Origin of the sequence: Sandarakinorhabdus sp. AAP62, from assembly GCF_000331225.1 — a bacterium.
Taxonomy (GTDB): domain Bacteria; phylum Pseudomonadota; class Alphaproteobacteria; order Sphingomonadales; family Sphingomonadaceae; genus Sandarakinorhabdus.
This window is the reverse complement of record NZ_ANFY01000005.1, coordinates 60,537-86,576: the sequence shown is the minus strand read 5'-3', so window position 1 is coordinate 86,576 and position 26,040 is coordinate 60,537. Positions and strand designations below refer to the sequence as shown.

General features: G+C 65.4%; 23 protein-coding genes and 1 tRNA gene. 7 read left to right on the top strand and 17 right to left on the bottom strand.

What is annotated here, in order from left to right; translation table 11 throughout:
* Positions 1-14: 14 nt before the first annotated feature.
* Positions 15-596, bottom strand: coding sequence for a hypothetical protein (locus tag D619_RS0104975; protein WP_017667469.1), 582 nt, complete (start codon positions 594-596; stop codon positions 15-17).
* A 98-nt stretch (positions 597-694) separates the two neighbouring features.
* Positions 695-877, bottom strand: a complete 183-nt coding sequence (locus tag D619_RS0104970) for a hypothetical protein (protein WP_017667468.1) — start codon at positions 875-877, stop codon at positions 695-697.
* A 103-nt stretch (positions 878-980) separates the two neighbouring features.
* Here D619_RS0104970 and D619_RS18030 point away from each other — a divergent pair, with 103 nt between their 5' ends.
* From D619_RS18030 to D619_RS0104955, 4 genes are all read left to right on the top strand, one after another.
* Complete coding sequence (locus tag D619_RS18030; RefSeq protein ID WP_193743253.1) at positions 981-1,136, top strand: hypothetical protein; 156 nt, start codon at positions 981-983, stop codon at positions 1,134-1,136.
* A 221-nt stretch (positions 1,137-1,357) separates the two neighbouring features.
* On the top strand, positions 1,358-3,088 hold the full coding sequence (locus D619_RS0104965) for an alpha/beta hydrolase-fold protein (RefSeq protein WP_017667467.1): 1,731 nt from the start codon (positions 1,358-1,360) through the stop codon (positions 3,086-3,088).
* On the top strand, positions 3,088-3,351 hold the full coding sequence (locus D619_RS0104960; protein ID WP_017667466.1) for a hypothetical protein: 264 nt from the start codon (positions 3,088-3,090) through the stop codon (positions 3,349-3,351). Before D619_RS0104965 ends, D619_RS0104960 begins: the two co-directional genes overlap by 1 nt.
* Positions 3,348-4,019 (top strand): MnmC family methyltransferase, encoded by a 672-nt coding sequence (locus D619_RS0104955; RefSeq protein ID WP_017667465.1) that lies wholly within the window; start codon positions 3,348-3,350, stop codon positions 4,017-4,019. The genes D619_RS0104960 and D619_RS0104955 overlap by 4 nt, the downstream gene beginning before the upstream one ends.
* A 305-nt stretch (positions 4,020-4,324) precedes the next feature.
* Here D619_RS0104955 and D619_RS15620 read toward each other — a convergent pair whose 3' ends face one another.
* The 11 genes from D619_RS15620 to D619_RS0104900 form a co-directional block, all read right to left on the bottom strand.
* On the bottom strand, positions 4,325-4,786 hold the full coding sequence (locus D619_RS15620) for a cupin domain-containing protein (protein WP_017667464.1): 462 nt from the start codon (positions 4,784-4,786) through the stop codon (positions 4,325-4,327).
* Between the two features lie 10 nt (positions 4,787-4,796).
* Positions 4,797-6,047, bottom strand: coding sequence for an ATP-dependent Clp protease ATP-binding subunit ClpX (gene clpX, locus D619_RS0104945; protein ID WP_017667463.1), 1,251 nt, complete (start codon positions 6,045-6,047; stop codon positions 4,797-4,799).
* Positions 6,048-6,247: 200 nt separating this feature from the next.
* Entirely contained in the window at positions 6,248-6,877 is a 630-nt protein-coding gene (clpP, locus tag D619_RS0104940; RefSeq protein WP_017667462.1) for an ATP-dependent Clp endopeptidase proteolytic subunit ClpP, read from the bottom strand.
* Between the two features lie 18 nt (positions 6,878-6,895).
* Positions 6,896-7,897, bottom strand: a complete 1,002-nt coding sequence (locus D619_RS0104935; RefSeq protein WP_017667461.1) for an acyltransferase — start codon at positions 7,895-7,897, stop codon at positions 6,896-6,898.
* A 100-nt stretch (positions 7,898-7,997) separates the two neighbouring features.
* Positions 7,998-8,930 (bottom strand): acyltransferase, encoded by a 933-nt coding sequence (locus D619_RS0104930; protein WP_020480389.1) that lies wholly within the window; start codon positions 8,928-8,930, stop codon positions 7,998-8,000.
* A gap of 29 nt (positions 8,931-8,959) precedes the next feature.
* Positions 8,960-10,534, bottom strand: a complete 1,575-nt coding sequence (gene tig, locus D619_RS0104925; RefSeq protein WP_017667459.1) for a trigger factor — start codon at positions 10,532-10,534, stop codon at positions 8,960-8,962.
* A 65-nt stretch (positions 10,535-10,599) separates the two neighbouring features.
* Positions 10,600-10,684, bottom strand: a tRNA-Leu gene (locus D619_RS0104920).
* Between the two features lie 116 nt (positions 10,685-10,800).
* Positions 10,801-11,121: a superinfection immunity protein gene (locus D619_RS0104915; RefSeq protein ID WP_017667458.1), complete on the bottom strand. Its 321-nt coding sequence runs from the start codon at positions 11,119-11,121 to the stop codon at positions 10,801-10,803.
* Between the two features lie 226 nt (positions 11,122-11,347).
* Positions 11,348-11,461, bottom strand: a complete 114-nt coding sequence (locus D619_RS18025; RefSeq protein ID WP_017667457.1) for a hypothetical protein — start codon at positions 11,459-11,461, stop codon at positions 11,348-11,350.
* Complete coding sequence (gene cydB / locus D619_RS0104905; protein ID WP_017667456.1) at positions 11,454-12,458, bottom strand: cytochrome d ubiquinol oxidase subunit II; 1,005 nt, start codon at positions 12,456-12,458, stop codon at positions 11,454-11,456. Before cydB ends, D619_RS18025 begins: the two co-directional genes overlap by 8 nt.
* Positions 12,459-12,463: 5 nt before the next feature.
* The gene (locus tag D619_RS0104900; RefSeq protein WP_017667455.1) at positions 12,464-13,885 is read right to left on the bottom strand and encodes a cytochrome ubiquinol oxidase subunit I; all 1,422 of its coding nucleotides are present in this window, start codon (positions 13,883-13,885) and stop codon (positions 12,464-12,466) included.
* 82 nt (positions 13,886-13,967) lie between these two features.
* Here D619_RS0104900 and D619_RS0104895 point away from each other — a divergent pair, with 82 nt between their 5' ends.
* Complete coding sequence (locus D619_RS0104895; RefSeq protein ID WP_017667454.1) at positions 13,968-15,689, top strand: formate--tetrahydrofolate ligase; 1,722 nt, start codon at positions 13,968-13,970, stop codon at positions 15,687-15,689.
* Positions 15,690-15,811: 122 nt separating this feature from the next.
* Here the strand turns inward: D619_RS0104895 and D619_RS0104890 are convergent, their stop codons facing one another.
* The 4 genes from D619_RS0104890 to D619_RS0104875 are packed head-to-tail and all read right to left on the bottom strand — an operon-like array spanning position 15,812 to position 20,325.
* A complete protein-coding gene (locus tag D619_RS0104890) occupies positions 15,812-17,587 on the bottom strand; it encodes a hypothetical protein (RefSeq protein WP_017667453.1) in 1,776 nt (591 codons plus the stop codon).
* A 46-nt stretch (positions 17,588-17,633) separates the two neighbouring features.
* On the bottom strand, positions 17,634-19,004 hold the full coding sequence (locus tag D619_RS15615; protein ID WP_017667452.1) for a phospholipase D family protein: 1,371 nt from the start codon (positions 19,002-19,004) through the stop codon (positions 17,634-17,636).
* Complete coding sequence (locus D619_RS0104880) at positions 19,001-19,708, bottom strand: endonuclease/exonuclease/phosphatase family protein (RefSeq protein WP_017667451.1); 708 nt, start codon at positions 19,706-19,708, stop codon at positions 19,001-19,003. Before D619_RS0104880 ends, D619_RS15615 begins: the two co-directional genes overlap by 4 nt.
* Before the next feature lie 47 nt (positions 19,709-19,755).
* On the bottom strand, positions 19,756-20,325 hold the full coding sequence (locus tag D619_RS0104875; RefSeq protein WP_017667450.1) for a CHRD domain-containing protein: 570 nt from the start codon (positions 20,323-20,325) through the stop codon (positions 19,756-19,758).
* A 179-nt stretch (positions 20,326-20,504) separates the two neighbouring features.
* Here D619_RS0104875 and D619_RS0104870 point away from each other — a divergent pair, with 179 nt between their 5' ends.
* Positions 20,505-23,936, top strand: a complete 3,432-nt coding sequence (locus D619_RS0104870; protein ID WP_017667449.1) for an indolepyruvate ferredoxin oxidoreductase family protein — start codon at positions 20,505-20,507, stop codon at positions 23,934-23,936.
* Between the two features lie 398 nt (positions 23,937-24,334).
* Entirely contained in the window at positions 24,335-26,032 is a 1,698-nt protein-coding gene (locus D619_RS0104865) for a class I adenylate-forming enzyme family protein (protein WP_017667448.1), read from the top strand.
* Positions 26,033-26,040 lie beyond the last annotated feature (8 nt).

Sequence of the window (26,040 nt, the reverse complement as noted above, 5' to 3'; positions counted from 1 at the left end):
TCCTCTGCTCTTCGTCAGCGCTTCGCCAGCGGGTCGGCGCAATGGGTGACGACCGGCACGCGGGCCGTGGTGCTGGCACCGTCCTTGATGCTGAAATTCAGCAGCAGCTCATCAGGTGCGTCGGCGGCGATGATCAGACGCACCAGGCGGCAAGCGTGCGCGAAGCAGTTCTGTGCTGATGGGCGCTCGGCGGGTTTCAGCGATTTGTCGTCCTCGTTCAGCGTTTCCAGTTTCAGGCCGGGGCTGTCGCTGGCCAGGCTGATTTCGGCCATGCCCAGATTGGCACCTTCCAGCCGTATCACGCTGGTGATCGCGCCGCCGGGGCAGCTGCGGGTGGGCCGCCACTGCGCCGGCACCTTGCTGGTGACTGGTCCCACGGTCAGGCTGGCGCGGCAGGCAGCGCGCGGATCGCCCTCCACCACGCCCTGACCTGGCCGAGTGCACACCGGCAGGCGGGCGGCCGTCTCCAGCAGGAACCCTGGCGGGCAGATCAGGCTACGATCGGCGCGCGGCTTGGGCGGCACGGTTTCGGCCGGCGCGGCTGCAGCCACCGAACCCTTTTCGGGCAGATGGGCGCAAAAAGAGGGCGCTGCCATCGCTGGCAACGCCCCCAGTAAGTACAGTGGTAGAAAAAGAAGGGCGCGCATGGCGCCAAACTAGACAGTGTGCCGGGCAATAGCCAGCCCGGCGGCAGTCACAAAAGGCGGCGGAAGTTCACTGCACTGGCCTGGGTCATCGAACGCGGCAGACGACGCGGGAACGAACGACCTGACCACAACATGCCCAGCAGAATGCCGAACATCATGGAAAGGACCATCAGAGCCCCATCGGTTGCCAGCAGGTTACCGATCACCTGTGCAAGACCTTCGAAAATCATACGCCGCCCTTACCCGTTAACACTTGATAGAGGATTGCACTAAGGCAGAATTTACTGGGTGTAAAGTGTAATTGCGGCGCGTTAACTATTTTTCTGTTAATTCATGTTGAAATCTGTTTACTATTTCTCAGCGTTTGTCGCGCCGATCGCTGCCGCCTCCCTTCGCGTCATTATTATTATCGGCTCTGGACTTTTCCCAGAATATGCCAATCAATCCGCCCAAAACCAGCGAAAAGCCGACCAATATCACATCCGATGACAAGATTTGCTGCATTTTTCACTTTCTGATTGTCAGGATTTGCTTGGTACCGACCATAATCGATTCGTCATCGCAGGCAAGTGCTCGCCCCGTGTGATGCACCATCATTGTTCTGTTTGTGCACAGATATTCATGGTTAACGTAGCTTCATCTGCAATCGGGAGATGCGTTGCCGGTGCTTTCAATCCATGCTTAAAAATGCCGATCGGGGAGTGACGGACATGAACAGGCAAAAATCAGCATGGTTGGCAGGTGGCACGGCCGGGCTTTGGGCCGCGCTGCTGGCAGCGCCGGCGTTGGCTACCGATTTCCGAATCACCCTTCCCGCTACGGGCATCGACGCCAGCAACGATGGCCGCATCATCCTGGTGATCACGCCCGACGGATCGAAGGAACCGCGCTTCCAGGTCAAGCTGGGCGCCGATGCGCCGCAGGTGTTCGGTGTCAATATCGATGGCCTGAAGCCCGGCGGCAGTGCCAGCATCGGCCGCGGCGTGCTCGGCTATCCGGCGGAAGATCTCTCCAAGGTGCCAGCCGGCGACTACACGGTCCAGGCCGTCCTCCACAAATATCAGACCTATAATCTCTCAACCGGCCACACGGTAAAGCTGCCGGCCGCGCGCGGCGCAGGGCAGAACTGGCGCGCCGAACCGGGCAACATCATTTCAGAACCCATCAAAGTGCGCTTCAACCCGGCCACGAAAGAGATCGTCACCATCCCGCTCACCAAGGTGATCCCGCCGGTCGTGGAACCCAAGGACAGCGAATTCATCCGCCACCTCAAGATCCGTTCGGAACGCCTTTCCAGATTCTGGGGCACCGATGTCTATCTGCGCGCCCACGTGCTGGTGCCGCGCGATTTCGACAAGCATCCGGAAGCGCGTTACCCGCTGATCATCAACCACGGCCATTTCCCGGCCGATTTCGGCGGCTTTTCAACGACTCCGCCCGATCCCAACGAACCCTGCAAGCCGGAACCGCGCTTCAACGAGCCCTGCTACAACAGGATCGAGGCGCAGGAGGCCTTCGACCTCTACAAGCGCTGGACCTCCGACAATTTCCCACGGATGCTCATCGTCGAGATCGACCACAGCAATCCCTATTATGACGACAGCTATGCGGTGAACTCCGCCAATCTCGGCCCCTATGGCGATGCCATCATGAAGGAGCTGGTGCCAGAGATCGAAAAGCAGTTTCGCGGTCTGGGCCAGGGTTGGGCGCGCTTTACCTACGGCGGCTCCACCGGCGGCTGGGAAGCGCTGGCCGTGCAGATGTTCTACCCCGATGATTTCAACGGCGCCTTCGCCGCCTGCCCGGATCCCATTGATTTCCGCCAATATACCAACATCAACATCTATGAAGACAAGAATGTCTTCTGGAAGGTCGGCCCATTCGGCAAGGTCGATCGGCCGGCCCATCGCAACTATCTGGGCCACGTTGATTACACGGTGGAACAGGAACAGCGGCTGGAACTGGTGCTGGGCGACAAGTCCCGCTCCGGCCAGCAGTGGGACATCTGGGAAGCCGTCTATTCCCCGCAAGGCGCCGATGGCTATCCGCAGCGCATCTTCGACAAGCGCACCGGCGTGATCGATCCCAAGGTCGCCGCCTACTGGCGCGAAAATTACGATCTGCGGCACATCATGCAGCGCGACTGGAAGACGCTGGGCCCCAAGATCCGCGACAAGATCTTCCTCTATGTTGGCGACATGGACAATTATTACCTCAACAATGCCGTCTATCTGACCGAGGATTTCCTGAAGAAAGCCGATCCGGCGTTCACGGGTGAAATTGCATACGGCGATCGGGCCGAACATTGCTGGAACGGCGATCCGAACCAGCCCAACCACATCAGCCGGCTGCGCTATCACACCATGTATGTGGACAAGATGCTGAAACGCATTGAAGCTGCCGCTCCGAAGGGAGCTGATCTGAAGAGCTGGCGTTACTGATGAACACGCCGCTCCCCGGCCTCTACCGCGTGCAGTGGAACCAGTTCGGCCAAGCCACGGCCTTGCCGGCCCTGTTCTGGGCCCTGCCATGGCCCACGCCGCTGGCACTGGCCGGCGCGGTGCTGCCGCCGTTCGTCATGGCCATCAACCTGGCCCTGATCGCCTTCATCAAATGCCCGGCCTGCAGCAAGCGCCTGATGATCAAGGGCCTGATTGTCTTCCCCCGCCGCAAATGCCCGCACTGCCGCGAAGTCGTGGCGTGATCCCCCGTGAACTGATCGGCGAGGCCGACGTGCCCGGCGGCCCGCCGCTGCGGTTGTTCCGGCGCGGCAGCGATTTCATGATCGTGCTCGAACGCAACGAACTGATGAGCACGCGGATGCACGGCTCCGAAGTCGCGCTCGGCACCATGGCCTGCGATCGGCTGGCCAGCCACAAGAGCCCGCATCTGCTCATCGGCGGCTATGGCATGGGCTACACGCTGCGCGCCGTGCTCGGCCAACTAGGGCCCACCGCGCGCGTCACCGTCGTCGAACTGGTGCCCGGCATCATCGATTGGGCGCGCGGGCCCATGGCCGCCGTCACCGCCGGCTGCCTCGATGATCCACGCCTGACGTTGACCATGGGCGACGTCGCCGCCAGCATGGCCCAAAGCACCGCCCAGTATGACGCCATCCTGCTCGATGTCGACAACGGCCCTGACGGCCTCACTCGCGCCGCCAACGATGGACTCTACAGCTCGCGCGGCCTCGCCGACGCCCGCAACGCCCTTCGCCCCGGCGGCGTGCTCGCCGTCTGGTCCGCCGCACCCGACACTGCCTTCGGCCGACAACTGGAACGCAGCGGTTTCACCGTCGAAACGGTGCGGGTCCGCGCCCGCGAAACCGGCAAGGGCGCCACCCACGTAATCTGGTTCGCGGTAAAGCGCTGATCATTCCCCTCTCCCCTTGCGGGAGAGGGCGAAAGACGCCGCAGGCGGCCCGGGGTGAGGGGTTGGCACGTGCGGAAGCAAGCAGGCGCCTCCGGCGGGCAGGGACTCGTCCCTGAACCCGTTCAATTCAGGGCGCGCCTGACCCAATCAAACCCTGTCATGCTGGCGCAGGCCAGCATCCACTGTAGGGCAAGGGCCAACCATCGCGACATGGATGCCTGGCTATGTAATGGATGCTGGCCTGCGCCAGCATGACGGGGGCTTTGGCGACAAGGACACCCCAAAACAGAAGTGGGTGCAGGGGCTTAGCCCCTGCTCGCCGGAGGCCCCTTTTCTCTTTCCAAACCCGGCGACCAGCCCGGCGCGGCCAGCGTGAAGCCGGCAAAATCAAAGCCCGGCGCCACGATGCAACTGACCAGCGCCCAGCCGTCGGTGGCCTCGGCGGCCTGCCAGTGGCCGGTGGGGATGGTGAATTGCGGCACCTGGCCAGCGTCGATATCGGGGCCGAGCGAAACCCACGCCGGCGCATCCTGATCGCGCGCCGCGTGGCCCAGTCGCAGCGGACTGCCGGCGTGCCAGCACCAGATTTCGGTGGCGTCCACCGTGTGCCAGTGGGAACGCTGGCCGGCTTCGAGCAGGAAATGGATGGCCGTGACGGTGGCGCGTTCCGGTCCGTCCACCCGCAGGGTTTCGCGATACCAGCCGCCCTCCGGATGCGGCGAGAGGCGCAGTGCCGCGATCAGGCGCTGCGCCTCTCCCGTGTCCATTGCCGGCGGCTCAGGCGGCTTTATCAGCCACCATCAGCCGTGCCGGTTGCTTGGTGCCGGCGACCACGTCCTTGTCCACCTGCACTTCTTCCACGCCTTCCAGGCCGGGCAGATCGAACATGGTGTCGAGCAGGATGCCTTCCATGATCGAACGGAGCCCGCGCGCACCGGTCTTGCGTTCGATGGCGCGCTTGGCGATGGCCGACAGTGCGTCGGCGGTGAAGGTCAGCTTCACGCCCTCCATCTCGAACAGGCGGGCATATTGCTTGACCAGCGCGTTCTTCGGCTCGGTCAGGATCTTGATCAGCGCCGGCTCGTCCAGATCTTCCAGGGTGGCGATCACCGGCAGGCGGCCGATGAATTCCGGGATCAGGCCGAAGCGCAACAGGTCTTCCGGTTCGCACTTGCGCAGCAGTTCGCCCACCCGGCGTTCGTCGGGCGCGGCGACGTGGGCGCCAAAGCCCATGCCGCGGCCCTGCATGCGATCACCGATGATGCGATCGAGGCCACTGAACGCGCCGCCGCAGATGAACAGGATGTTCGTCGTGTCCACCTGCAGGAATTCCTGCTGCGGATGCTTGCGGCCACCTTGCGGCGGCACGGAGGCAGTGGTGCCTTCCATGATCTTGAGCAGGGCCTGCTGCACGCCCTCACCCGACACGTCCCGCGTGATCGACGGATTGTCGGACTTGCGGCTGATCTTGTCGATTTCGTCGATATAGACGATGCCGCGCTGGGCGCGTTCGACGTTGTAATCGCTCGCCTGCAGCAGCTTCAGGATGATGTTTTCCACATCCTCACCCACGTAACCGGCTTCGGTCAGCGTGGTGGCATCGGCCATGGTGAACGGCACATCCAGGATGCGCGCCAGCGTCTGGGCGAGCAAAGTCTTGCCGCAGCCGGTGGGGCCGACGAGCAGGATGTTGGACTTGGCCAATTCCACTTCGGCACCCTTGCCTCCGTGATTCAGCCGCTTGTAGTGGTTGTGGACGGCGACCGACAGCACGCGCTTGGCGTGGAACTGCCCGATCACATAATCATCCAGCACCTTGCAGATTTCGCGCGGTGTGGGCACGTCGCCGGATTTCTTTACCAGCGCCGTCTTGGTTTCCTCGCGGATGATATCGTTGCACAGCTCCACGCATTCATCGCAGATGAACACGGTCGGGCCCGCGATGAGCTTCCTCACCTCGTGCTGGCTCTTGCCACAGAAGCTGCAGTAAAGCGTGCCTTTGCTATCGGTACCGCCCAGCTTCGTCATGGTTTTCCTTCCTCTGGCCCGCCGTGGACGGGTTGGCCTACTTCACGCCGGCCCGCCCCAACCGACACAGAACATCACTGCCGGCATGCCACCGGCTCGACAGTGTAGCGATGATTCGGCGGTTGCCGCAAGTGCGGCCTGCCGGCAGGCTGTCACATCATTGCAACCATGCTGGCGGCAATCGCGCCAATCATGGCCGATCAGGCGGCCAGCGCGTCGCCTTCGGTCGGCAACGGCCGCTTCTCCATCACGGCATCGATCAGGCCGAATTCCTGCGCCTCTTCCGGGCTCATGAACTTGTCGCGATCCATGGCCGCTTCGATATAGCTGATGTCCTTGCCGGTGTGCTTGGCATAGAGCTCGTTCAGGCTGGCGCGCATCCGCAGGATCTCGCGGGCCTGGATCTCGATGTCAGACGCCATGCCCTGGGCGCCGCCCGACGGCTGGTGGATCATGATGCGGGCATTCTTCAGCGCGATGCGCTTGCCCGGCGCGCCGGCGGACAGCAGGAAGCTGCCCATGGATGCGGCCTGGCCAACGCACACGGTCGCCACGTCGGGGCGGATATATTGCATCGTGTCGTAAATCGCCATGCCCGAGGTCACCACCCCGCCCGGCGAATTGATGTACATGTAAATGTCTTTCTTGGGATTTTCCGATTCCAGAAAGAGCAATTGGGCCACGATGAGCGAGGCCATGCCATCTTCCACCTGGCCGTTCACGAACACGATGCGATCGCGCAGCAGCCGAGAGAAAATGTCGAAGCTGCGCTCACCCCGGTTCGAGCTTTCGATAACGATGGGAACGAGACCAGCTTGCGGATTGATCATGGGAGACTCCTTTGCCCCCTAGTTCGGACGTTTGCGGCGCAAGTTCAAGGGGGCAAAGCCGTGCCATGGCAGCACAGGACCCTGGCGGCGTGCAATTTCCAGTGGATGATCGATCCAGCGGTAAATACCCCACGCGGCAAGCGCGATGATCGGCAGGGCCGCCAGCTTCAGCGCCAACCCCTGCAATGCGGTCATCGCCGCCAGCAGGGTGATCGCCGGCGCATGCACGAGATAGAGCGCATAGGACGCGTCGCCCAGCGCCTTGTCACGCGCCGAACTGGGCCCGGCCACCACCCAGGCAACCAGCGGCAGCAAGGGTAGCGACCAGGCCAGATGCGCCAGGTGCGCCAGCACGGGGGGCAGACCATCGGCCTTGAACACCAGCGGCCGCGTGACCGGCCAGGCCGCCAGCACGGCGCCGATCACCGCAAACAGCGCCAGCCCGACGAGCACCGGCCCGCTGCCCCAATGCCAGCGCACCCGCGTCAGCCACATGCCGGCCGCGAACGCCGGGAGGTATAGAAGGAAGCTCCAGGCACCGCGCGCCATCAGCCAGATGCCCACACACCAGGCAGCGCCAGCGACCAGCGCCAATTGCCGGCCGGACAGCCGCCGGGCCAGTAGCCACATCAGCGGCAGCGCGAGATAGAATTGCAGTTCCAGATCGAGCGACCAGTCCACGCCCAGCAGCAGATCACCGCGGCTGGCGCTGCCCAGCAGCAGCAGCCCGGCGGCCAGATCGGTCGATCGCGGCAGGCCGACGGCACCCAGCATCAGCCAGGTGGCGCCAGCGACCAGTGCAAACAGCGGCCAGACCCGCAGGAAACGCGCCAGCACAAAGCCGATGATGCTCTGGTTGCTGCTGTGCCAGCGCCGCGACACCCAATAGCCGCTGAGAACGAAGAACAGCACCACCGCCGGCGGCCCGATATTGAGCGACGACATGTGGGATAGCAGCACGACCAGCGCCAGCAGCAGGCGCAGGGCGCCGGGGCCGGGTCGAAGGCGGGCAAGCTGCATCGGGCGCGTCCTTTCGGGCGGCGCGCGACACCGTGGACCAGTCCCCCCCGGTGCGCGCAGCCGCGCATCACCCGGGAATCACGACCGGAAGGGGCGAATCTTAAGCCGGCCTGGCGCGACGCCACAGGCGCTGGCGGCGGGCTTCCAGCGGGCGATCGACTCCGATGAACAGCGCGATGCTTACCACCATGATCGCCGCGACGGCCACCAGCTTCCCGCCGGTATCGGTCACCGGCACGACTTCGGAAAGCAGCCGAACCACTGGCAGATGCACCAGATAGAGCGGGTAGGAGAGATCGCCGAGCCAGCGATCAACCCGGTCAGATGGCTGGTTGATGTTCCATGCCACCAAGGGCGCCAGCAGCAGGATCCAGGCCATGTGGCCAAGATTTTCGGCCACGCTGTCGGTGAACTCGGCCTTGAACAGGAGCCCGCCCAGCCCCGGCAGCGTGGCCGCAGCCAGCGTGAAGGCGGCAGCGGCGGCCAGACTGGCGCCAACCAGGCCGGCACCAGGCTGCCAGTGCAGGCGATGGAAGGCAAAGCCGGCAAGGAAGGCCGGCAGATAAAAGAGCAAGGTCGGCACGCGCGCGGCAAATAGCGCGATGCCCAGCCCGAAGGCCGCCACGGCGATGGCCAGCAGCCAGCGCGGCGCCAGCCGCTGCGCCGCCAGGGCAATCAGCGGAACGGCCAGATAGAATTGCAGTTCGATATCCAGCGACCAGGACACGCCAATCACGTCACCGGAACGCGCCGCCAGCCCGAGCAGGGTAAGCGCCGACCACAGGCTTTCCGGCCGCACCGCTTCGGCGTGGGCGTGCAGCAGCCAGGCCACCAAGGTGGTGACGGCATAGAGGGGCCAGACCCGCAGGGTTCGGCTGGCGTAGAAGGCCGGCACGCTGGCCTGCCAACCGGCAAACAGCCGCGACACCCAATAGCCGCTGAGCATGAAGAACAGCAGCACGGCTGGCCGGCCAATATTGAGGCTGGTGAGGTGTGACACCACCACCATCGCTGCGAGGATGAATCGCAGCATGCCAGGTCCGAGCAGCCGCAGCTGCGGCATTACTCGGCGGCTTTTTTGGCGGCCTTCTTCGGCTTGGCAGGTGCAGCTTCAGCGGCCGGTGCAGCTTCGGCCTTCTTGGCTGCGGCCTTCTTGGCAGGCGCCTTCTTCACTGGTTCGGCTTCGGCGACCGGTTCAGCGGCCTCAGCCGGTTCGGCCTTGGCCGCCTTCTTCGGCTTGGCCGGCGCATGGTCATGATCGTGATCATGGCCGCAGCCGGGACCGTGGACATGGCCGCCCGGGGTCTCGTCCTCGCTCTCGATCGCGGCTTCCAGTTCGGCGCGGGTCACGGTGCGTTCGGTGATCGTTGCCTGGCCAATCAGGAAGTCCACCACCTTGTCTTCATACAGCGGCGCGCGCAGCTGCATGGCAGCCATGGCATTTTCCTGGAAGAATTTCACCACCTTCTGCTGTTCGGCCGGGGCATAGCGCGCGGCTTCCTGGCCGATCAGGCGGTTCATTTCGGCCTGAGAAACATTCACGCCATTGCGCTGGCCGATTTCGGAGAGCAGCAGGCCCAGGCGCACGCGGCGCACGGCGATGCGGCGGTAATCCTCACGCTCGGCTTCGATTTCGGCCTTGGCGGCTTCCGGATCGGCTTCGCGGGCGGCTTCGCCTTCCAGCGTCTGCCAGATCTGTTCGAACTCGGCATCGACCATCGATTCCGGCACGTCGAAATCGTGACGGGCAGCCAGCGTGTCGAGCAGCTTGCGCTTCAGGTAGGTGCGCGACAGGTTGCCCAGCTCGGCATCGAGCTGATCCTTCAGAATTTCCTTCAGGGCATCGAGGCTGTCGAGGCCAAAGCCCTTGGCGAAATCATCGTCCAGCTTGGTTTCGGCCGGCACTTCGACGCCGGTCACTGTCACGTCGAAGGTGGCGGGCTTGCCGGCCAGATTGGCAGCGCCATAATCAGCCGGGAAAGTAACGTTCAGCGTGCGCTGTTCATTGGCCTTGGCGCCGATCAGCTGGTCTTCGAAACCGGGGATGAGCTGGCCGGAGCCGATCTTGACCCGCATGCCTTCGCCCTTGCCGCCATCGAACGGCACGCCATCCACCTTGCCTTCGAAATCGATGATCACCGTGTCACCGGTCTTGGCCTTGTGCTTGGCGGGAGCCGGTTCGCTGCGCTGCGCCGATTCGGCGAGGCGGGCCAGGGCCCCATCCATGGCGGCATCGTCAGCCGGCACCACCAGCTTTTCCAGCGCCAGATCGTCGGCCTTCAGCTCGGCGATGGTCGGCAGGATTTCCATGGAGACGGTGAAGCGGGCATCGCCCTCTTCCGGCAGTTCGCCATCCACATCCACCTGCGGCTGGGTGGCGGGGCGCAGGCCATGATCGGCGATCACCTTGTTGACGCCGTCGTTCAGGGCCGCCTGCAGTGCTTCCCCGCGCAAGGCTGCGCCATGCATTTTCTTGACGAGATTGGCCGGCACCTTGCCCGGACGGAAACCCGGCATCTTGATCGTCTTCGACACTTCGGCCAGGCGGGCATCAAGGCGCGCGGCGATGGCATCGGCGGGGATCACCAGCGAATAAGCGCGGCGCAGGCCCTGGTTGGTGATTTCGGCAATCTGCATCGAAGAATCCGTCGTGTTGAAAGTTGAAATTCTGGCGAGTTTGGCCCGAACGAGCAGCGGCAGGATGGTGCGGGCGAAGGGACTCGAACCCCCACGTCTTTCGACACTGGAACCTAAATCCAGCGCGTCTACCAATTCCGCCACGCCCGCACTCGGGAAACGAGCGCCCGCCTATAGCAGGCACAATCCGGAGTGCAAGGCAGCAATGGCGTCTGCACCGATAGAAGGAAAGCGGGACCTGGCGGCATTTGCGCCGCCCGCAGTGGTCAGGCGAGGTTGAGTGACATCGCCGTGGTGGCAAAGCCAGCCAGCACCAGCGCCGAGACCGAAGCGACGAGGCGGCGGCGGCGCTGCGGCGAGCCGACAAAGCGCTGGATCATCGGGTGGCTGCTGGTGCCCGATACGGCCCAAGCCATCAACGCGATCCACAGCGCGAAGGAAAACAGCGAGACGACGTTGAGGGCGGCGAGCAGATGACGATCAGGGTGGCGGTTCACATAGGCCACGCAGGCCGGCAGGAAGTTGAACACGCACAGAAAAATGAAGATGCCGACGATAACAGTCGCCGCCGTTGTACCCACAATCATGCGTGCCTCCCTACGCAACTTGACCCACTGCCACCGGACCGTACCGTCTGGATTCAAGGCTCCCCCAAGAACCTTGACCGCGGCCGTCCAATTCGGCCTGGGCGAGTCGCTCCAGTGACATCAATCACAGTTTACGCACCGTTAAGCATATCGCAAGGCAAAATGTAACGATTTAGGAACATATTTGATATTTTCCAATCTGGCCGGGCCAGACAGGCGAAGCTGCTCAGCCCAGGAGCCAGCCGCGAATGATGAGGCCCACGGCGCCAACCACCGCAACGCCGCCCGCCCACAGGCCGACGAACCACGCCAGCCGACGCGACAACGGCTGCTCAGGCATAACCTTCGGCCCCAACCTTGCCGCGGAACAGCCAATAGCCATAGGCGGTGTAGCCCAGGATCACCGGCAGCAGCAGGCCAACGCCAACCAGCATGAAGCGTTGCGCATTGGCGGCGGTAGCGGCCTGCCAGATCGTCACCTGCCCCGGCACCGCCCACGGGAAGATGGATATGCCCAGCCCCACAAAGGTGAGCAGGAACAGCAGTTCGGCAAGCAGGAAGGGCGCGACTTCGGCTCGGCGCCTGAGGGCGCGGATGAACATCAGGCCGGTGATGGCCAGCAGGATCGGCACCGGTGCCGAGAAATAGAGGCCCGGCGCTTCGAACCAACGACTGAAATAATCATGGCTGAGGAAGGGCGTGGCGAGGCTGACCGCCGCAATCGCCGCAATGCTGGCCGCGCCGCCGCGCCATGCCATGCGATAGGCGTGATCCTGCACCGCGCCTTCCGTGCGCCAGATCAGCCAGCAGGCGCCGAGCAGCGCATAGGCCGCCACCACCGAGGCACCGGTGAGCAGCGAGAAAGGCGACAGCCAATCCCACCAGCCGCCGGCATAGCTGCGCCCTGAAACCTTCACGCCTTGCAGAACGGCGCCCAGAATCACGCCCTGGGCAAACGCCGCCAGCGTGGAGCCGGCGAAAAAGGCGAAGTCCCACAGCCAGATACGGCTGGTGCGCGCCCGATATTTGAAGGCGACGCCGCGGAAGATCAGGCCCAGCAGCATGGCGATCAGCGGCGCATAGACCGCCGGCATCAAGATCGCATAGGCCAGCGGAAAGGCGGCAAACACGCCGCCGCCGCCCAGCACCAGCCAGGTCTGATTGGCGTCCCACACCGGCTTGATGGTGGCGATCGCGGTCTCGCGCTCGGCACCCGGCGCCATTACCGGGAAGAGGATGCCGATGCCGAGGTCAAAGCCGTCGGTGATCACATAGATGAAGATGGCCAGGCCGATGATGCCGGCCCAGACGAGGGTGAGAACGGGATCGGGTGCCATCAGCCCTACTCCGCCAGCTGGAAGCCGAACAGCGCATCGGGCGGCAGGCTGCCCACGTCCACCGTCTGCTCCTTGCCGGGGCCCTTGTCCTCGGGGTTTGGTTCATTGCCCATCAGCTTGATGATGAACCAGGTGCCGACGCCGAACACGAAGAAATAGACAATGATGAAGGCGATCAGCGAGGCGGCGACGGCCGGCGCGGCCAGCGGCGAAGCGCTTTCCGCCGTACGCAAAAGCCCAAAGATCGTAAAGGGTTGGCGGCCGGTTTCGGTGGTGATCCAGCCGGCCAGCACCGCGACAAAGCCGGCCGGGCCCATGGCAAGCGCCAGCCGCTGCTGCCAGACGCCGTCGAACAGCCGCCCCCGCCAGGCATTGAGCGCCGCCCAGCCGCCGAGCAGCAGCATGAGCACGCCCAGCCCCACCATCACGCGGAAGGCGTAGAAGGGAAAGGCGACCTTGGCGCGATTTTCGGGGGCGACCTTGTCGAGGCCCGTCGTGGCCGCTTCTATATCATGTTGCAGCACCAGGCTGCCCAGCGCCGGCACCTCCAGCTTGTAGTGCATCACTTGCGCGGCATCATCGGGAATACCGAACAATATCAATGGTGCAGCACGATCATGGCTTTCATAATGGCCTTCCATCGCCGCGATCTTGGCCGGCTGATGCTGCAGCGTGTTCACGCCATGCTCGTGGCCGGCCAGCACCTGCAGCGGCGCGGTGACAGCCACCATGCCCATCGCCATGGCAAACATGATCTTCGTCGCCGGCTGGGCGGCACGGCCGAGCTTGCGATCCTTCAGCAGATGCCAGGCCCCGACCGCGCCGACAACCAGCGCGGTGGTGAGATAGGCGCCCAGCAGCGTGTGGGCGAGGCGGTAGGGCATCGACGGGTTGAACACCACCTGCAGCCAATCAGTCGCATAAAATTGCCCATTGGAAGCAATGGCATAGCCTTGCGGCGTCTGCATCCAGCTGTTGACCACGATGATCCAGAAGGCCGAGATGGTGGTGCCGATGGCCACCAGGCAGGTGGCCATGAAATGGAGTTTCTTGCCCACCCGGTCGAGCCCGAACAGCATGACGCCCAGGAAGCCGGATTCGAGGAAGAAGGCCGACAGCACTTCATAGGCCATCAGCGGCCCGATCACCGGCCCGGCCTTGTCCGAAAAGGCCGACCAGTTGCTGCCGAACTGATAGGCCATCACGATGCCGGAAACCACGCCCATGCCAAAGGCGATGGCGAAGATCTTCAGCCAGTAATGGAACAGCTGCAGATAGACATCGCGGCCCGTCTTCAGCCAAAGCCCTTCCAGAACAGCGAGATAGCTGGCCAATCCGATGGAAAAGGCCGGGAAGATGAAATGGAACGACACGGTGAAGGCGAACTGGAATCGGGCCAGTGCGAGGGCGGACATATCGTCGAACATGATGACCAACAGGCTCCTTCCCGGCGCTGTGCAAAGCCTGTAGGCGCAGCAGGAATCAACGCGGGGCTTATGACGGGGAATCATGGCGACGGACATTGAAATCGCGCGCGCAGCGACATTGCGCCCCATCCGGGAGATTGCAGCTGGCCTTGGCCTCGCTGAAACCGACATCGAGCCGCATGGGCATTTTATCGCCAAGATTGCTGGCAAAGCGCTGCCGGCGGTGGCCGGCCGTGATCCGGCCGCTGGCGGCGGTGTTCCCGCGGCTGGCGGCAAGCTGATTCTGGTGACCGCTGTCAATCCAACGCCGGCGGGGGAAGGCAAAACCACCACAACCGTGGGCCTCGCCGATGCCCTCAACCGCATCGGCCGGCGCGCGGTGATCGCACTGCGCGAGCCCAGCCTGGGCCCGGTGTTCGGCCGCAAGGGCGGTGCAACCGGCGGCGGCCAGGCGCAGGTGCTGCCGATGGAGAAGATCAACCTCCATTTCACCGGCGACTTCCACGCCATCACCTCGGCCCACAATCTGCTCGCCGCGATGATCGACAATGCGGTGCATTTCGGGGCGCCAATGCCATCGGGCGCCGCCATCAACCCGCGGACGGTCACCTGGAAGCGCGTGCTGGACATGAACGACCGCGCCCTCAGGCAGATCGTTTCGGGCATGGGCAGCGGCAACCACCCGCTGCGCGAAACCGGGTTCGACATCACGGTGGCATCCGAAGTGATGGCGATCCTGTGCCTGGCCGATGACGTGACCGACCTGCAGGCCCGGCTGGCGCGCATCCGCATTGGCAAGGACATGACGGGCAATCCCGTCACTGCCGGCGACATAGGCGCGGCCGGCGCCATGGCAGCGCTGCTGGTGGAGGCGATGCAGCCCAATCTGGTGCAGTCCATCCACGGCTCCCCTGCCCTCATCCACGGCGGGCCGTTTGCCAACATCGCCCATGGCTGCAATTCGGTCATCGCCACCCGCACCGCGCTGGCGCTGGGTGAATTAGCCGTCACCGAAGCCGGGTTCGGGGCCGATCTGGGGGCGGAGAAATTCGCCCATATCAAGTGCCGCTCCGCCGGCCTCGCGCCGGCCGTTGCCGTGGTGGTCGCCACCGTGCGCGCGCTCAAATATCACGGCGGCCTGGGCCTCGCCGATCTGGGCCTAGCCGATGCCCATGCGCTGCACGGCGGACTGGCGGTGCTGGCCCGCCACGTTGAAAATCTGCAGAGCCTCGGCCTGCCCGTCGCCGTCGCCATCAACGCCTTCGCCAACGACCGGCCGGAAGAACAGGCCGCCGTGTTGGCGCACTGCCGCGACACGCTGGGCGTTGCTGCCCATCTGTGCAGCCACTGGGCCGACGGCCCGGCCGGTGCGGAGGACCTCGCCCGCAGCGTCGCCGCCCTGGCCGATGCCAATGCCGATCCGGCCGCCGCCTTCACGCCGCTCTATGCCACCGGCACCGACGTGTTTGACGCGCTCACCACAGTGGCCACCCGCATCCACCGCGCTGCCCAGGTCACCCTCTCACCCGCCGCGCAGAAGCAACTTGCCGCGCTGCGCCACGAGGGCCTCGCCAATCTGCCCGTGTGCCTTGCCAAGACGCCCTACAGCTTCACCGCCGATGAGAAAGTGCGCGGTGCCGTGTTCGGCCATGATCTGCCCATCCGCGAACTGCGCCTCGCCGCCGGCGCCGGCTTCATCGTCGCACTGGCCGGCGAGATCGCCACCATGCCGGGGCTGCCGAAAGTGCCGTCGGCGCTGGGCATCCACCTCGATGCCGAAGGCCGGATCGAGGGTTTGAGCTAGATTCGATTGCAGATGGATCGAACCGCCCATGCCGAGCTTTTCGAGGCTCGCACCACCGTCAGAGCGTGCCTCGACAAGCTCGGCATAAGCGGGGTTGGTGCATCAACCAAACTGCAATTGCGCTAAAGCCGCTCCAGCTGCAACCACGCCGGATCGCCGACCCAGGCGCGGCGGAAGGCCTGTTCGGCGGCGGCGGCCTCGGCCTTGTGGCCGGCGGCCGCTTCGCTGCGGGCCAGGCCAAAGAGCGCCCAGCCGTTGCGCGGCGTTTGCGCCAACGCCGCCCGGAACGCTTCCGACGCGCCGGCAGCATCGCCGGCCAGCAACCGCGCCGCGCCCAGCGACTGGTTTACCGGATAATGCCAATAGCTTGGTTCCATATAAGGCACGGTCGCCTCGATGGCGGCAGCGGCGCGGAAATGCGCGGCCGCCACGACATGCAGCCCCTTGGCCATCGCCCAGCGCCCGCGCGCGACATTGTCGGCCAGCCGGATGATGTCGGGCAGCGGCACCGCCTGATCGACCAGCGCGCTGGTGCCGGGATGATCCTTCAGCGCGCCCATCGCCTTCAATTCGGCATCAAAGGCCACACGATCGCCGGTGCCTGCAAAAGCCACGGCACGGGCGAAATGATACATGGTGCCGGCCAGCGGCAGCCGCGGATCGGGCGCCGGCATGGCCAGGATCTGGGCCGGTGTGCCGATCATCGCCATGGCCTGATAGGGCGCGCCATCCACCGCCTGCACCGTGCCCAGGCTCGCCGAGATTTCGGCATCGAGCAGGCTGGCCAGCCGCTTTGACTCCCGCATCACCATGGCCATGTCTCCCGCCATCAGGGCCGACGTGACGATGAAATGGACATTGTGGGGATAATAGCCATAGCGCAGCATGCCGTTGTCGCCGGTGGCGGCAATCCAGGCTTCATCGGCGCGGGCAGCGGCGATGTTGACGCGGATCGAATCCTGATAACGCCCGCGCCGGTGCCAGATGTGCGACGGCATGTGCACCAGGTGGGCCGCGCTGCCCACGCTGGCAGTGGCGAGCCGGTCTGCTGCCGCTTCGGCCCGGGCCGGATCGGGCAGTTCCATCATGTGGATATAGAGGTGCGCGGCCTGGGCATGGCCGGGATTGCGCGCCAGCACGGCTTCCAGCAGCCGCACCGCCTCGCCGCTGCGGCCCACCGTCTTGCCATTCGGCAGCCAGTAGTTCCAGGGGCTGGTATCCATCACCGCTTCCGCGGCGAGCACGGCGATCTCGTCGTCATTCGGGTAGCGCGCCGCCACCGCCAGCATGGCATCGGCATAGGCGGCATCCAGCGCGGCGCGATCCGCCTTCTCGTCACGCGAATAGCGGGTGGCGAGTGCAGCGATCAGTGATTGCCCCTTGGGGCTGGCGGTCTCCTTCAGGGCCAGCGCCCGTTCCAGCGCGGCAAGCGCCGCCGGTCGATCGCGCCCATCCATCGGCGCGTTGATATTGGGGCCCAGCGCCATCGCCTCCCCCCACCAGCACAGCGCGCAGGCGGGATCGATGGCCTGGGCGCGGCGAAACGAGGCGACCGCGCCGGCATGGTTGAAGCCATAGCTGAGCAGCAGCCCTTGCGTGAACCACAGCCGGGCATCGGCCTTTCTGCTGGGCGCCAGCGTTGGCGGCAGCGGCGTGGCGGCCAGATCAGGCAGGAAGGGCACGCCGGCGGCGGCGCTGCTGGGCTGCGCCACGGCAGCGGCCGCCAGCAGCGCCCGTGTCGGGTTCATTGGCGAGCGGCGGGGATCGCACAGCGCTTCCGCCTGACGGGTGGGATCAAGCGCCGCCAGCAGGTCGGGCGACAGGCCCGGCGGCGCGGATGCCGCCAGCGGCACCAGCAGTGCCGCGCCCAGTGCCAGATGCCGGATCATCCTGTTCATCGCGCAATCCCCCCGCGCCGCATTGTGCCAGAGCCGGCGCGCACACTCAAAAATATTCCGCCAGCGGCAGCCGGCCGAGCAGCCGCATGACCAGGCGTTGCAGGGCCGTGGTGCCGGGTTCGGGCTTGAGAAGATGGCCATTGTCGCGCCAAGCAAGCTGGCCCTCGTGCAGTTCCAGAGCCCAGGCAAAGCGTGGCAGGCCGGCATCGAGCGCCGCCTCCAGCCGGCCAGCAAGGGCAGGCGAATCGATCAGGAATCCCATCTCGGTGTTGAGCTTCCACGAGCGCGGATCGAAGTTCATCGAGCCGACGAACAGCCAGCGGCCATCGGCGATGAAGCTCTTGGTGTGCAGTTCCGACGCGCTGGCGCGGAAGAAGCTGGTGGCATCGCGGCGACGGCGCAGACGGCGCGGCACCAGCCCGAACGACACACGGTCCCCCGCCACGCCGCGCATTTCCCACAGGCGCACGCCGGCCTTCAGCAACCGCACCCGCCACGGCGCATACCAGGCGTGGACGAGCGCGACATTGTTCGACAGCAGGCTGTTGGTGAGCACGTCCACCGTCACGCCCTGCTGCACCAGCCCGCCGAGCAGCGAAGTGCCGCTGGCCGTGGGCACGAAATAGGCCGAAACCAGCAGCAGGCGCCGGCGCACCGGGCCCAATGCGCCAACCAGTTGCGGCAGCAGCAGGCGCGCTTCGGCGGCCGCACCGGCGATCTTTTCGGGCGGGTCGCTCAACATCCGCACCTGCGCCCAGGTGAAATCGCGCGCGTCATCGATCATGGCATGGGTGGCCGGGCTGTCGGCGGCGGCCAGCCAGCGCATGCGGCGCGCCGCTTCCCCCACCGGCAACACGGCAGTGCCGGGGGGGCGCGGCACGGCATGATCCCAGTAACGCTGGAAATCCGCGGCCACTTCAGCGGCAATCGTGCCGATGGCCAGCACGTCGAGATCCACCGCCAGATCGGCATGGGCATCATCGAAATATTCATCGCCGATGTTGCGCCCGCCGATCACCGTGGCGATGCCGTCCACCGTCAGGCTCTTGTTGTGCATGCGGCGGTTGAGGCGGGGGAAATCAAAGAGGGCGTTGAGCCAGCGCCAGCGCCGGAGGCGGCCCGGATTGAACAGGCGCACCTCGATGCCCGGCAGCGCCAGCCCATCAAAGCCGGGGCAGCCGAAATCATCGAGCAGCAGCCGCACGCGCACCCCGCGCGCGGCGGCCGCCACCAGTTCGGCCAGCAGCAAGCGGCCGGCGGTATCGTGCCGCCAGATATAATATTGGCAATCAATGGCTTCGCGGGCGCGGCGCACCAGCGCGATGCGCACCGCCAGTGCGGCCGGGCCATCATCCAGCAGTTGCACGCCGCTCTGGCCGGGGTGCGCGTTGCACAGGCGGGCCAGCGCCGCCGTCATGACGCCAGCCGCACCCAGATCGGCAGATGATCGGAGGCCGCGCGCGCCAGCGGGCTGGCATGCACGGCGGCATCGGTCACATGCAGGGCATGATGGGCAAAGGCGCGATCGAGCCGGCCGATCGGCAGCCGCGCCGGAAAACTGGGGCCCAGCGCCACTTCGCGCCAGTGCCGCGCCAGCGCCGCCAGCGCCGCGCCGCCCTTTCGCCATTCGTTGAAATCGCCCATCACCAGTTCCGGTGGATTGCCCGGCGCCTTGGCCACCGCATCGATGATGGCGTGCATCTGGCGAGCCCGCGCCAGGCCCGACAGATCAAGATGCGCGCCGACCAGCCGCAGCACATGATTGCCGTGGGCCATATCGGCCAGCACCGCGCCGCGCGGCTCGATGGCCGGCAGGGTGATGCGATGGCTGTGGGTGAGGCGCACATCACCCCGCAGCAGCACGGCATTGCCATGCCAGCCCAGCGCGGCGCGCCCTTCATGATGCAACTGGCCCAGCGGCGCCGCCTGCCAGCCGCGCGCGCTCAGCAAGGCTTCGGGCAATACCGAGGTGCGCAGCCCCAGCCGCGTGTCCGCCTCCTGCAGCAGCGCCACATCGGCGCCGATTTCATCCAGCACATCGAGGATGCGTTCGGGCACCCGCCGGCCATCGCTGCCCACGGCCTTGTGGATATTGTAGCTGGCGACGGTCAGCGGCTGCACCGGGCCACGCTAGCACGCGCGGCCCGGTGTGCCGATAGATGCTGTGATCAGGCCGCCACGGCGCGGCGACGGCGGGCGGCGGCGCCAACGAGGCCGAAGCCGGCGATCAGCATCGCCCAGCTCGACGGTTCCGGCACCGCGCCAAGGTTGCCGCGGATTTCGCCGCCGGGGAAGGTGGAGGTGTGCAGGTTGAAATAGACCTGCCCGGCATCCAGCGCCGTGAGGAAGCGGGCCTGCGCCAGCGCTGCGGTGCCGCCACTGGCCGTGATGAAACCACCGGTATAGGTGCTGGCCAGGGTCAGATCATAGAGGCGGCTGAACGACCCGGCCGAAAGCGACGGCGGCAGGAAATCGATGGCCACCCCGGCGTTGGCACCCGCCGCCGCGCAGCAGTGGGCGTGCGCCACCGTGAGCGGTGCCGTGAGCCCGGTGAAGCTGACATCGACCTGGGCAAAGCGGTTGTCTGCGCTCAGCACCAATGTGCCGATGCCGGTGGCCGGGGTGTTGCGGGCCGGAACTTCGTTGGCGCCCAACAATGTGGCGGCATAGCTTGTGGCGGCGGCGGGGCTGGCCGCGATCGCCAGCGCCGCAGCGCTGAACAGAAGCGTCTTGATCATCTCATTCACCCTCGAATGCGGAGAGACTATACCCTCCATTAACCCTATACGCCCAAAGCCGGTTGTCGGATGATGGCAATTTGGTCGCAGGGCCATGGGCGCAAAGTCACAGCGCCGCCCTTGCGCTGCGCAAGAAAGGTCAGTATTATTGACCAATTCTGGAACAATGGGACTCGCGCATGGTCGCCGGACTGCCTCCTGTCAGCCTTGAAGACAAATATCGCTTCCGCGACGGTCGGGTGTTCATGTCGGGCGTGCAGGCCCTCGTCCGCCTGCCGCTGGTGCAGAAATGGCGCGATGCCGCCGCCGGGCTCAACACGGCCGGCTTCATCTCCGGCTATCGCGGCTCGCCGCTGGGCGGGTACGATCAGGAATTGTGGCGCGCCAAGAAGTGGTTGAAGGAACAGGATATTCACTTCGTTCCCGGCGTGAACGAGGAACTGGGCGCGACCGCGGTGTGGGGCACGCAGCACGTGGCGCTGAACCCGAAGGCACAGCGCGATGGCGTGTTCGGCATCTGGTATGGCAAGGGGCCGGGCCTTGATCGCGCCATGGACGTGCTGAAGCACGGCAACGCCGCCGGCACCTCGGCCCATGGCGGCGTGCTGGCGATCGTCGGCGATGATCATGGCGCGAAGTCCTCCACCCTGCCCCACCAGAGCGACCATAATTTCCAGGCCGCCTTCGTGCCGTTCCTGGCACCGGCCTCGGTCCATGAATTCGTCGAATATGGCCTGCTCGGGATTGCCATGAGCCGCTTTGCCGGCACCTGGGTCGGCTTCAAGGCCACGGCCGACACGGTGGAAACATCGGCGACCGTCGATCTGGCCGGCGAAAACCGCTCGATCATCATCCCCGAGTTCGAGTTCCCCGATGGCGGCGTCCACATCCGCCCCGGCGACATCTGGCGCGAGGAAGACACCCGCCTGCAGCGCTACAAAGGCTTTGCCGCCATGGCCTTCGCCAAGGCCAACGGCATCGACAAGGTGGTGTGGGACAGCCCGAAGCCCCGCATCGGCATCGTGTCGACCGGCAAGGCCTTCGCCGACACGATGGAGGCGCTGGACGAATTGGGCATCGATGCCCGCGTCGCGGCCGATATTGGCCTGAAGGTCTACAAGGTCGGCATGCCCTGGCCGCTGGAGCCGGACGGCATCCGCGCCTTTGCCGAGGGCCTCGATGAAGTGCTGGTGATCGAGGAAAAGCGCGAGTTCATCGAGCATCAGCTGAAATGGCAGCTCTACAACTGGCGCGAATCGGTGCGGCCGCGCGTGGTCGGCAAGCATGACGAGAGCGGCGAGTGGCTGCTGTCGCCCGACAACGAACTCTCCCCCGGCGTCATCGCCCACGTCATCGCCGCGCGCCTGCAGCATTTCCACGACACCGATCGCATCCGGAACGCGCTCGCCTTCTTCCGTGATCAGGCCGGCAAGTCCGCCGCGCACGTGACGCCGGTGAAGCGCAGCCCCTATTTCTGCTCCGGCTGCCCGCACAACACGTCCACGAAAGCCCCCGAAGGCCAGCGCGCGCTGGCCGGCATCGGCTGCCACATCATGGCGATGTGGATGGACCGCGCCGAAACCTTCACCCAGATGGGCGGCGAAGGCGTGACCTGGGTGGGCGAAGCGCCCTTCGTCGGCGAAAACCATGTCTTCGCCAACCTCGGCGACGGCACCTATTTCCACTCCGGCCTGCTCGCCATCCGCCAGTCGATCGCGGCCAAGGTGAACATCACCTACAAGATCCTCTACAACGACGCCGTCGCCATGACCGGCGGCCAGAAGCACGATGGCGAACTGGGCGTGGACCAGATCGCGGCGCAGATGCTGGCCGAACATGCGAAGAAGGTGGTGATCCTCACCGAGGACCTTGAGCGCTATCGCGGCATCACCCTGCCCGCCGGCGTGCGCCTGCTCGATCGCGGCGAACTGGAGACCATCAGCAAGGAATTCGCCGAAACCCCCGGCTGCACGGTGATCATCTTCGATCAGACCTGCGCCGCCGAAAAGCGCCGCCGCCGCAAGCGCAACCAGATGGTGGACCCGGCCCGCCGTATCTTCATCAACCCGGCGGTGTGCGAAGGCTGCGGCGACTGTTCGGTGCAATCCAACTGCGTCTCGGTGGAGCCGGTGGAAACCGAATTCGGCCGCAAGCGCCGCATCAACCAGTCGAGCTGCAACAAGGATTACAGCTGCATCAAGGGCTTCTGCCCCAGCTTCGTCACGGTCGATGATGCCCAGGTGAAGAAATCCAAGGCCGATTTCAGCCTCGATGGCGTCGCCGATCCCGTCATCCCCGCCCCCGGCCACGGCTACAACATCATGGTCACCGGAATCGGCGGCACCGGCGTGCTCACCGTCTCGGCCCTGCTCGGCACCGCCGCCCATATCGAGGGCCTGGCCAGCACCACCGCCGACATGGCCGGCCTCGCCCAGAAGGGCGGCGCGGTTTACAGCCACGTCCGCATCGCCGGCACCAACAACGATCTCCTCTCCCCGCGCATCATGGCCGGCAGCGCCGATCTGGTGCTGGCCTGCGATGCCGTCGTCGCCGCCGACAAGCCGACGCAGACGCTGATGATCCCGCAGCGCACTGCCGTCATCGCCAACGCCGATGTGGCGCCCACCAGCGACTTCGTGCGCAACCGCGATTTCGATTTCAACAGCGCCGCCGTCGAACGCGCCATCCGCAAGGCATCGAACCCCAACGCCTGCGATTTTGTCGCCGCCGATACCGTGGCCACCGCGCTGCTCGGCGATGCCATCGGCTCCAACATCCTGCTGATGGGTTATGCTTGGCAGAAGGGCCTGATCCCGCTGAAACGGACAAGCATCGAGGCCGCGATTGATCTCAACGGCGTTGCCATCCCCTTCAACAAGAAGGCGTTTGCGTTGGGCCGTCTGCTCGCCACCCGGCCCGATCAGGTGCTGGCGCTGGTGGAAGCTACGCGCGGGCCCCAGCCGGAACCGCCGGCCACCAGCCTCGACGAGATGATCGCCCGCCGCGAGGCTGATCTCGTCCTCTACCAGGACGCCGCCTACGCGCAGCGCTTCCGGCAGACGGTGGACAAGGCCCGCACCGCCGGCGGCGACGCGCTCGCCGAAGCGGTGGCCAAGAGCCTCTACAAGCTGATGGCCTACAAGGACGAATATGAAGTCGCCCGCCTCTATTCGGATGGCCGCTTCCAGGCCGCCTACGCCGCGCAATTCGCGGGCGGCAAGCCCCGCGTGCTGCTCGCCCCGCCGCTCCTCACCCGCACCGATCCCGCCACCGGCCGCCCGAAGAAGATCAGCTTCGGCCCATGGGTGTTCAAGGCGTTCGGCCTGCTGGCCAGGTTCAAGGGCCTGCGTGGCACTGCGCTCGACATCTTCGGCTACAGCGAGGAACGCCGCCACGAGCGCGCCGACATCGCCGCCTTCGAAGCCGACGTGGCGCGCCTCCTCGCCGACGTGAACCCCGCCAACATCGGCCTCGCCATCGCCATCGCCAAGCTGCCGATGGACGTGCGTGGCTTCGGCCCGGTCAAGGCGAAGGCCCGCGAAGACATGCTGAAGCGCCGCGAAGCGCTGTGGGCGAAATGGCCGGGGCTGGCGGTAAAAGCGGCGGCGTAAGAGAAGAACTGCCTCCGGCGGTCAGGGTCACAGGCCCTGCACCCGTTCGGTTTAGACCAATCTTTCATCCCGCACTCGTCTTGCTGGCGCAGGCCAGCATCCATTGCTGGGCGTGAGCACATGAACTCGCAGGGTAAACCGGCCGCCAGGTGGATGCTGGCCTGCGCCAGCATGACGCGTGCTTGATGGATAAAGCCACCTGAAAACAAACGGGTGCGGGGACGAGTCCCTGCCCGCCGGAGGCCACTTGCCTGCTCTAGAAAAGTGCGCCCGCGATCACGTTCGGGGCGACGATCAAGACCGATTGGGGAAGTGGCGCATCCGCTGGCTCTAGATAGCTTTCCGGACATCGGATCGCGTGTATCACTGTGTTCCAGGAACAAACTCTGGGGAGGGTTATGCATTACGCTGAACTGGCGCAGGCGCGTGAGGAGCTGACGGGCCCCGGTGGGGCGTTCGAGATTGTTCCAGTCACGGTGGGCGGCATCACGGTGCGCGCTTACCGCCATGCGCTGCCCGATGTGCGGGCGCTGTGGCAATCGACGCAGCCATTCGCCGACCGGACCTATCTCGTCTATGGCGACGAGCGGCTGACCTATGCCGAAGCCGACGCCCAGGTGAACGCCATCGCGGCGTGGCTGGCGGCGCAGGGCATCGGGCCGGGCGACCGGGTGGCGATTGCCATGCGCAACTATCCGGAATGGCTGCTGATCTATTGGGCGTGCGTCTCCACCGGCATCGCCGTTGTCGGCATGAACGCCTGGTGGACGCCCGAGGAAATGGCCTATGCGCTGGCGGACTCGGCGCCGAGAGCACTGTTTCTCGATGCGGAACGGCTCGGCCGTTATCGCGAGATCCCCGAACCGCCAGCCGGTCTGAAGCTGATCGGCGTGCGGCTGGGCGAGGCCGAAGCGGGGGTGACGGCCTTTGCCGATGTGATCGCGCAACGAGGCGCCATGCCCGATGTGGCGATCGATCCCGATGCCGATGCCTGCATCTTCTACACTTCGGGCACCACCGGTTTCCCCAAGGGCGCGCAGCTCACCCATCGCGGCTGCATCACCAATTTGTTCAACATGCTCTATGCCGGCGCGTCGACGGCGCGGGCGGTGCAGCTCGCCACCGGAGTGGCACCGCCCGCCGTGGCGCCGGTGCCCGTCTCGCTGCTGACGACGCCGCTGTTCCATGTAACGGCCAACAACTGCGGCGCCTATGCCACCACCGCGGCTGGCGGCACCATCGTGCTGATGTACCGCTGGGATGCCGGCGAGGCGCTGCGCATCATCGAGAAGGAACGCGTCACCTCCATCGGCGGTGTGCCGGTGATGGCGCGCGAACTGATCAACCACCCGGATTTCCTCACCACCGACGTGTCGAGCCTCACCGCCATGTCCGGCGGCGGCGCGCAGGTGCCGCCAGACCTTGTCCACAAGATCGAGGACAAGGTGGCCAGCGCGCGGCCCAGTACGGGTTATGGCATGACCGAAACCTGCGGGATCATCACGTCCGTCTCCGGCGATTTCTTTGTCGACAAGCCGGACAGCGCCGGCCCGGCGATGCCCGCCTATGAAGCCAAGTGCGTAGATGACGCCTGCAACACGGTGGCGCCGGGCGAGATTGGCGAACTTTGGGTGAAGGGCGCCGCCGTCATCAAGGGCTATATCAACCGCCCGGAGGCCACTGCAGCGTCGATCACCGATGGCTGGCTGCACACCGGCGACATCGCCCGCATCGACGAGCATGGCTTCATCTTCATCGTCGATCGCAAGAAGGACATGGTGCTGCGCGGCGGCGAGAATGTCTATTGCGCCGAGGTTGAAGCCGCCATCTACCGCCATGCTGCGGTGGCCGAATGCTGCGTGTTCGGCGTGCCCGACACCCGCCTGGGTGAGGAAGTGGGCGTGGCCGTGGTGCTGAAACCGGGCGAGAGCCTTGACGAGGGCGCGCTGCGCAGTTTCGTCGGCGGCCTGATCGCCAATTACAAGGTGCCGCGCCACATGTGGTTCATGGCCGAACCGCTGCCGCGCAACGCCAGCGGCAAGTTCCTGCGGCGCGAGCTGCGCGACCGGTTGGCGAAGGAATTGCCGGCGGTGTGACGGGCGGT

Coding starts and splice junctions, on each gene's coding strand:
- D619_RS0104975 (WP_017667469.1), bottom strand. CDS start 596: ATGGCAGCGCCCTCTTTTTGCGCCCATCTGCCCGAAAAGGGTTCGGTG.
- D619_RS0104970 (WP_017667468.1), bottom strand. CDS start 877: ATGATTTTCGAAGGTCTTGCACAGGTGATCGGTAACCTGCTGGCAACC.
- D619_RS18030 (WP_193743253.1), top strand. CDS start 981: ATGTTGAAATCTGTTTACTATTTCTCAGCGTTTGTCGCGCCGATCGCT.
- D619_RS0104965 (WP_017667467.1), top strand. CDS start 1,358: ATGAACAGGCAAAAATCAGCATGGTTGGCAGGTGGCACGGCCGGGCTT.
- D619_RS0104960 (WP_017667466.1), top strand. CDS start 3,088: ATGAACACGCCGCTCCCCGGCCTCTACCGCGTGCAGTGGAACCAGTTC.
- D619_RS15620 (WP_017667464.1), bottom strand. CDS start 4,786: ATGGACACGGGAGAGGCGCAGCGCCTGATCGCGGCACTGCGCCTCTCG.
- clpX (WP_017667463.1), bottom strand. CDS start 6,047: ATGACGAAGCTGGGCGGTACCGATAGCAAAGGCACGCTTTACTGCAGC.
- clpP (WP_017667462.1), bottom strand. CDS start 6,877: ATGATCAATCCGCAAGCTGGTCTCGTTCCCATCGTTATCGAAAGCTCG.
- D619_RS0104935 (WP_017667461.1), bottom strand. CDS start 7,897: ATGCAGCTTGCCCGCCTTCGACCCGGCCCCGGCGCCCTGCGCCTGCTG.
- D619_RS0104930 (WP_020480389.1), bottom strand. CDS start 8,930: ATGCTGCGATTCATCCTCGCAGCGATGGTGGTGGTGTCACACCTCACC.
- tig (WP_017667459.1), bottom strand. CDS start 10,534: ATGCAGATTGCCGAAATCACCAACCAGGGCCTGCGCCGCGCTTATTCG.
- D619_RS0104915 (WP_017667458.1), bottom strand. CDS start 11,121: ATGATTGTGGGTACAACGGCGGCGACTGTTATCGTCGGCATCTTCATT.
- D619_RS18025 (WP_017667457.1), bottom strand. CDS start 11,461: ATGCCTGAGCAGCCGTTGTCGCGTCGGCTGGCGTGGTTCGTCGGCCTG.
- cydB (WP_017667456.1), bottom strand. CDS start 12,458: ATGGCACCCGATCCCGTTCTCACCCTCGTCTGGGCCGGCATCATCGGC.
- D619_RS0104900 (WP_017667455.1), bottom strand. CDS start 13,885: ATGTTCGACGATATGTCCGCCCTCGCACTGGCCCGATTCCAGTTCGCC.
- D619_RS0104895 (WP_017667454.1), top strand. CDS start 13,968: ATGGCGACGGACATTGAAATCGCGCGCGCAGCGACATTGCGCCCCATC.
- D619_RS0104890 (WP_017667453.1), bottom strand. CDS start 17,587: ATGAACAGGATGATCCGGCATCTGGCACTGGGCGCGGCACTGCTGGTG.
- D619_RS15615 (WP_017667452.1), bottom strand. CDS start 19,004: ATGACGGCGGCGCTGGCCCGCCTGTGCAACGCGCACCCCGGCCAGAGC.
- D619_RS0104875 (WP_017667450.1), bottom strand. CDS start 20,325: ATGATCAAGACGCTTCTGTTCAGCGCTGCGGCGCTGGCGATCGCGGCC.
- D619_RS0104870 (WP_017667449.1), top strand. CDS start 20,505: ATGGTCGCCGGACTGCCTCCTGTCAGCCTTGAAGACAAATATCGCTTC.
- D619_RS0104865 (WP_017667448.1), top strand. CDS start 24,335: ATGCATTACGCTGAACTGGCGCAGGCGCGTGAGGAGCTGACGGGCCCC.